The 5977-nt window shown below is 42.7% G+C and carries 7 protein-coding genes; 1 reads left to right on the forward strand and 6 read right to left on the reverse strand.

The features are described from left to right. Positions 1-112: 112 nt before the first annotated feature. Entirely contained in the window at positions 113-1456 is a 1344-nt protein-coding gene (dinF, locus tag H5185_RS20820; protein WP_182743054.1) for an MATE family efflux transporter DinF, read from the reverse strand. A 14-nt stretch (positions 1457-1470) separates the two neighbouring features. On the opposite strand from dinF, the gene H5185_RS20825 reads away from it, so the two are divergent. Beyond that, positions 1471-2529: a polysaccharide deacetylase family protein gene (locus H5185_RS20825; RefSeq protein WP_182743055.1), complete on the forward strand. Its 1059-nt coding sequence runs from the start codon at positions 1471-1473 to the stop codon at positions 2527-2529. A gap of 41 nt (positions 2530-2570) precedes the next feature. On the opposite strand, the gene H5185_RS20830 is transcribed toward H5185_RS20825, so the two are convergent. From H5185_RS20830 to H5185_RS20850, 5 genes are all read right to left on the reverse strand, one after another. Next, positions 2571-3197 (reverse strand): SCO family protein, encoded by a 627-nt coding sequence (locus H5185_RS20830; protein WP_124018263.1) that lies wholly within the window; start codon positions 3195-3197, stop codon positions 2571-2573. Positions 3198-3212: 15 nt separating this feature from the next. Then, positions 3213-4124, reverse strand: coding sequence for a heme o synthase (gene cyoE, locus H5185_RS20835; protein WP_124018264.1), 912 nt, complete (start codon positions 4122-4124; stop codon positions 3213-3215). A gap of 13 nt (positions 4125-4137) precedes the next feature. Next, the gene (locus tag H5185_RS20840) at positions 4138-5118 is read right to left on the reverse strand and encodes a heme A synthase (RefSeq protein ID WP_124018265.1); all 981 of its coding nucleotides are present in this window, start codon (positions 5116-5118) and stop codon (positions 4138-4140) included. Beyond that, positions 5118-5669, reverse strand: coding sequence for a hypothetical protein (locus H5185_RS20845; RefSeq protein ID WP_182743056.1), 552 nt, complete (start codon positions 5667-5669; stop codon positions 5118-5120). The genes H5185_RS20840 and H5185_RS20845 overlap by 1 nt, the downstream gene beginning before the upstream one ends. Positions 5670-5726: 57 nt before the next feature. Then, a partial coding sequence (locus H5185_RS20850; protein WP_310741690.1) for an SURF1 family cytochrome oxidase biogenesis protein occupies positions 5727-5977 on the reverse strand: 251 nt, incomplete at its 5' end.

The following is a 5977-nucleotide window of genomic DNA, read 5'->3' on the forward strand; positions in this document are numbered from 1 at the left end:
AAATAGATAGAAACTAACAACAAGCCATAAAATCCGTTTCATTAAAGATCCGTTTGAAGAGCGATAACATGTTGTTAGGATGTTACATTTTTATAGCGAGGTCTTCAATATATTATACGCTCACCAGTTGATACCTGAGTTTATAATAATAGTGCCAGCCGAGTGTTACACTTCGACATAGCATGAATATCGACATCGCAGCCCAAAGGCTGTGGTTGCCCCAAGCTTGCAACAGGTACCAACTCGGAAAGTAAACTGCAAAGGTCGCGATTATCATGCTATTTCGCATGGTTTGTCCTTGTGCTGCGCCAATATATACCCCATCAAATAAATAGCAGCCAAACGCCAATATAGGCATAAAAATGAGCCAGATTAAGTAATTATTGGCAGTATCTTGCACCGCTTCTATATTGGTTAATAGCTGAATTATCCACGGCCCTGCCAACCAAAATAGTAGGCTAAATAATCCTGCCACTATTGCCGACCAGCAAAAAGCTAACACTACGCTGTCATGGAGTAAGTTTGGATTTTTTTGCCCAAATGCGCGGCCCACTTCTGCTTCGGCGTAATAGGCTATGCCGTCTAATGCATAAGAGATCAGCATCAGTAAATTAAGCAGCACGGCATTAGCGGCAATAATATTGTCACCTAAGCCGGCACCATAAAAAGTCATAAAGCTAAACGCGGCTTGTAAGCATAAACTGCGAATAAAAATATCACGATTTAAGGTGAGTAAACGAGCATAACCGCGCCAAGATAAATGCGCGATAACCTGGCTTAATTTGAGTCCACCCATATCAATAAGTTGGCGTTTAACCATGACTAATGCCACTGAAAAAGCACAAATGTCAGCAATAACCGATGCCAATGCCGCGCCTTGCACATTCCATTTAAATACCATGACAAATACAATATCGAGAATAATATTGACGCTGTTGGCGATAATCAGCTGCCACATAGCCGCTTTGGGCTTTTGGCGCCCAAGCAACCAACCCAGTAGCACTAAATTGGTTAGGGCAAAAGGCAAGGACCAGATTCGAATCGACACATACTGGCGGCAATAGAGCATGACTTGCTCACTGGCATCACTGAGACTGAGCGCTAAATTGAGCAGAGGAGATTGCAGCATGACGCCAACGAAACCTAAGGTTAATGCTAAGCTGCAACCTTGTATCAGTAATTGTTGCTGAGTTGAGGTATCATTAGCCCCGAAGGCTTGCGCGACAAGTCCGGTGGTGGACATACGTAAAAAACCAAGCAACCATATCATCAAGGTGATGATGGTACTTCCTAAGGCTACGCCACCAAGATAATAAGCGTGTCCTAGATGCCCAATCACAGCTGTATCAACTAATCCTAAGAGCGGAATGGTAATATTAGACAGGATCATGGGTGTTGCTAATGCCAATAATTGACGATTTTTTTGGCGATTTAACAGTAGTGTACTAACTGACATAGGTATGAATAATCATGGTTAAGAAAATAGCGTTATGGTTGGCATTGCTCAGTTTGAGTGTATTGCATTTAGATGCCAATGCAGTGGTTATTTTACAGTATCATCATGTGTCTGAAAACACGCCTAAAAGTACCAGTGTGACCCCGAGTCAGTTTGCTGAGCAAATGCAGTATTTAGCGGATAATGATTTTACGGTTATTTCTTTAACCGATGCTGTTGATAGTATTAAGCATAACACGACCTTAAATCATAAAAGTATTGTGATTACCTTTGATGATGGCTATGACAGCATTATTGAAAATGCGGCACCTATTTTAGCCACACACAAGTTTCCCTATACGGTATTTATTTCTGTTGCTCCGATTGAAGCAGGTTACCAAGGGATGATGAGCTGGCAAGATATTAACACTTTGTCAGAGCAAGGAGTGACAATAGCGAATCACAGTTGGGGGCATGAACATTTAATTCGTCGCCAAGGTAAAGAAACCCAAGACCAATGGCAAGCACGAGTTGAAGACAATATTCTCGCAACGGAAGCCGAGATCTTAAAACGTACCGGCCAAAGCGTAAAAATGTTTGCTTATCCATACGGCGAATACACTAGCAAGTTAGAAGCTATTTTGACTAAACACGGCTTTGTTGGTTTTGGTCAGCAATCGGGGGCCGCTGGAGAGTATGCTTCATTAACGGCGTTACCGCGTTTCCCTGTGGCCAATGCTTACGCTGATTTGGCGAGTTTAAAGGTTAAATTTTCCAGTTTACCTATGCCTGTAACTAAGCAAAATATAAGCGACCCTCTACTTGTATCTGGTCAATGGCGACCTAAGTTGATATTAACCCTCGATACTGAGGATATTTATCCACATCAGGTGATGTGTTTTATTCAAGGGCAAGGCCCTAAAAAGCCCATTTGGTTAAGTAAAAATCGCTTATCGATTCAGGCATCATCAGATTTAGCCCCAGGACGTTCGCGTTATAATTGTACGGCACCGAGCAAAACAAAAACCGGTTATTATTGGTTTTCACAAGCGTGGATCCGCCCACAAGATAATGGGCAGTGGCTCGAAGAATAATGTTATCTCAGTTAGTTACCGTTGCGGTTAATGAGTCCGCGCTATTGCCAGGATTTAACTATTTGCTCAAAGTCAGCAATCAGTTCTGCATTAAGAATTTGCGCTAATTGGCCGGGTTGAGGTTTTGGTTTAAATACCGCAATCTTTTCTACTCGGGGCGAAACTAATACATAAGATGCGCTATGGTCTACCTGATAGTCGCTACCGTCTCCAACCATAGCGTATACAAAGCCTAAGTCACGACTGAAGGGAAACAAATCAGCGTGTTGTGCAGTGACCGCTATAAAGTCCTGATTAAAAAAATTGATGTAATCCAAACGTTTTGCTTGAGTGTCGCGTTTAGGATCTGCCGACACAAACACCACTTGTATATTCTTGGCTATTTTTTGTAGCTGTGGATAAGCCGCGGCGAGTTTATTCAAGGTAGTAGGGCATACATCAGGGCAAGCAGTGTAACCAATAAAAAATAAGCTCCATTTACCTTGCAATGATTGGTTATTGAAGGTGTTGCCGTACTGGTCTGCTAATGTAAATGGTGCTAATGCCCGCTGTTGTTCAAATACATAACTGGTTGCCAGTACCATAGGTTCTGTTTGCATCTTTTGGTAAGCAACACCTCCGCCTATGGCTAATAATATCAGCCCTAATGCTATGATTATTTTCAATATATTTCCTTTTCTAGGTTAAGTGTTTACCCAAAAATAATGGTCTACTAATAGAACAATAAATAACACCATTAAATGATAAATTGAGAATTTAAACACCTGCATCGACAGTTCTGGATAATCATGAAACTTTAACTGCCACGCTTTATAGATAAAGCCACAACTGAGTAGGGTAGAGCCGACCAAATATATTGGACCACACATACCGACTAAAACAGGCAGTAAACAGGCAATGGCGAGTAAAATAGTGTAAAGCAAAATACAGGTTTTGGTAAATTCTACCCCGTGCGTTACAGGGAGCATTGGAATATCAACTTTGGCATATTCTTTACGGCGGTGAATCGCTAACGCCCAAAAATGCGGTGGGGTCCAAGTGAAGATAATAATCACAAGTAATAGGGCGTAACCATGCATTTCATTGGTTATCGCGGTCCAGCCAAGTAATGGTGGCATAGCGCCTGCTAATCCGCCGATAACGATATTTTGTGAAGTTGCTCGTTTAAGGTAAGCGGTATACACCAAGGCGTAGCCGATTAAGCTGGCAAACGTCAGCCAAGCGGTTAGGGGATTGACTAAGGCATACAGTACCACAAAGCCTAGGGCTCCGAGAGACACAGCAAATGCAGCCGCTTTGGTTGTCGATATTTTACCTTTGGGTAACGGTCGGTTATAAGTGCGGGCCATCAAGCCATCAATTTTGCGATCGATTAAATGATTAAATGCAGCCGCTGCCCCCGCCATCATTGCAATGCCTGCCATACCAGCAACTAAAGGTTGCAGCGGCACTATGCCCGGTACCGATAAACACATGCCAACCAATACGGTAAGTAGCATAAGTGCAACTACTTTTGGTTTGGTCATTTCAAAATAAGCGCGCCATTGTAGGGTTAATTTAGGTTGAACCTGACTAATAGTGAGAGGTTTTGTCATGGTCGATCCTCGCTTATGCTTTACGCCACAGGGCGTAATTAATAAAGACTAAGGTAAGCAGCAATAAGGCTGCACCTGCATTGTGTGATACCGCGATGCCCAAAGGTAAATTCATCACCACATTGCTAATACCCAGTCCGACTTGGGTGATTACCAATAACAGTAATAAGTAACCACTGTTTCGCATTACATGTGATTGTGCATAGCGTAATTTTAGCGCTAGTAGGATCAATGTTATGGCAGTAACAACGGCCCAAACTCTATGACTGACATGAATGGTCATTCGAGTTGCATAGTCTAATACCCCAAATTCAAAACTAGGATGATCGCCTTGGAACGGTGAAAAAGCATCGGCAATACGTAAGTTATCTACCCAGTTACCTTCGCAAATGGGTAACGAAGTACAGGCTAGAGCCGCGTAATTTGATGAGGTCCAGCCGCCAAGTACAATTTGAATGACTAATACTCCTAGACTGACTAAAGCTAACGGAACCAGTTTGCGGGCATAAGTATCACCTCCTGGGATCCGTAATGGCTTAAGCCTAAGGTACAGCAGCAGTAGCAAGGCAAATAGACTAAAACCGCCAATAAGATGTGCCATTACCACAATAGGCATTAGTTTCATTGTGACAGTCCACATGCCAAGCGCTGCTTGAAATACAATTAAGACGGCTATAAAACTGGGGAGTTTTTTCGGTGCATGAGGTTGTTTAAGGCACAATACAAGGATAGCTAATACCATTAATCCTAATGCACCGGCGATGTAGCGATGGATCATTTCAAGCCATGCTTTTTCTGGCTCTATGGTCATTTGTGGAAAATGCGTTTCAATTTTTGCTAAGTCATGGCTTGCACTGGGTACCGCTAAATGGCCATAACATCCAGGCCAATCAGGGCAACCCAGTCCGGCATCAGATAAGCGTGTGTAAGCCCCCATTAAAATGACCGCTAAGGTAAATACCAAGGTAAATTTTATCAGCCGATTAATGGTCATTAGCCCACCCTCGATAATTTAAGCATTTTGCGTAAATCAGCAATCATGGCTTTACCTTGGACAATATTGGCGTCGTGGCCAATCACATTGTCATATTGCATCACTAGGCTGCCAAGAGGATCGACAATGATCAGCTGTTGTTCAGTCAACAATGTTGCAAGTGCCTCATTGGCATTGACTTGATCAAAACCGATATTCAATTGTTTGAGTATCTTGGTGTCGCTGTGATTATTCACCACTATGATCGGGATAACGCGATCTCTATCTTTGCCTAGTGCGATATAGCTCTGGTGTAAAATATACAGACGTTCTTGACACTGCTCGTTACACTGCTCGGGGAGAAAAAAAAGTACCTGCCAAATATGTGGTTTAGGGTTTTCCATGGCTAAGTTGGCATAACTCACTTCGGGAGTGATCAGTGCCCCCTTGTTCGTCGCCGCACCATTATAGAGTTCTAGGCTTAGCACTAACTTGGCTATTGCAACCGGTAAAATAAACACCAGCAGTAATACTATTAGCGCTTTATTGCTCTTTTTCGGTAGGGAGTTCATTCCATCTCCTCTTTATCATATTGATATTATTGTTAAGTTATTTATTCACGACGAGAGTTAACGTCGATATTGTCGATATGCTATCCAGCTCATTAATCCTAAAAATACTCCTGCCATAGTGAACCATTGCAAGGCATAACCTTGATGCTTCTGCGCCGATAATGGGATCGGCACCCAAGGTTGCGGTAAGTTGTAGCGCGGGACATTTTCAGGTTGTAGCACTACAGGTATTAGCGAATGTTCTAACATGTCTGCTAATGCTGCAGTGTTGATGTTTTGAAAACGTATTGGCGCATCGGCGCGTTGTT

It is taken from the genome of Shewanella sp. SG44-6, assembly GCF_014164185.1.
In the GTDB taxonomy this organism is placed as follows: domain Bacteria; phylum Pseudomonadota; class Gammaproteobacteria; order Enterobacterales; family Shewanellaceae; genus Shewanella; species Shewanella vesiculosa.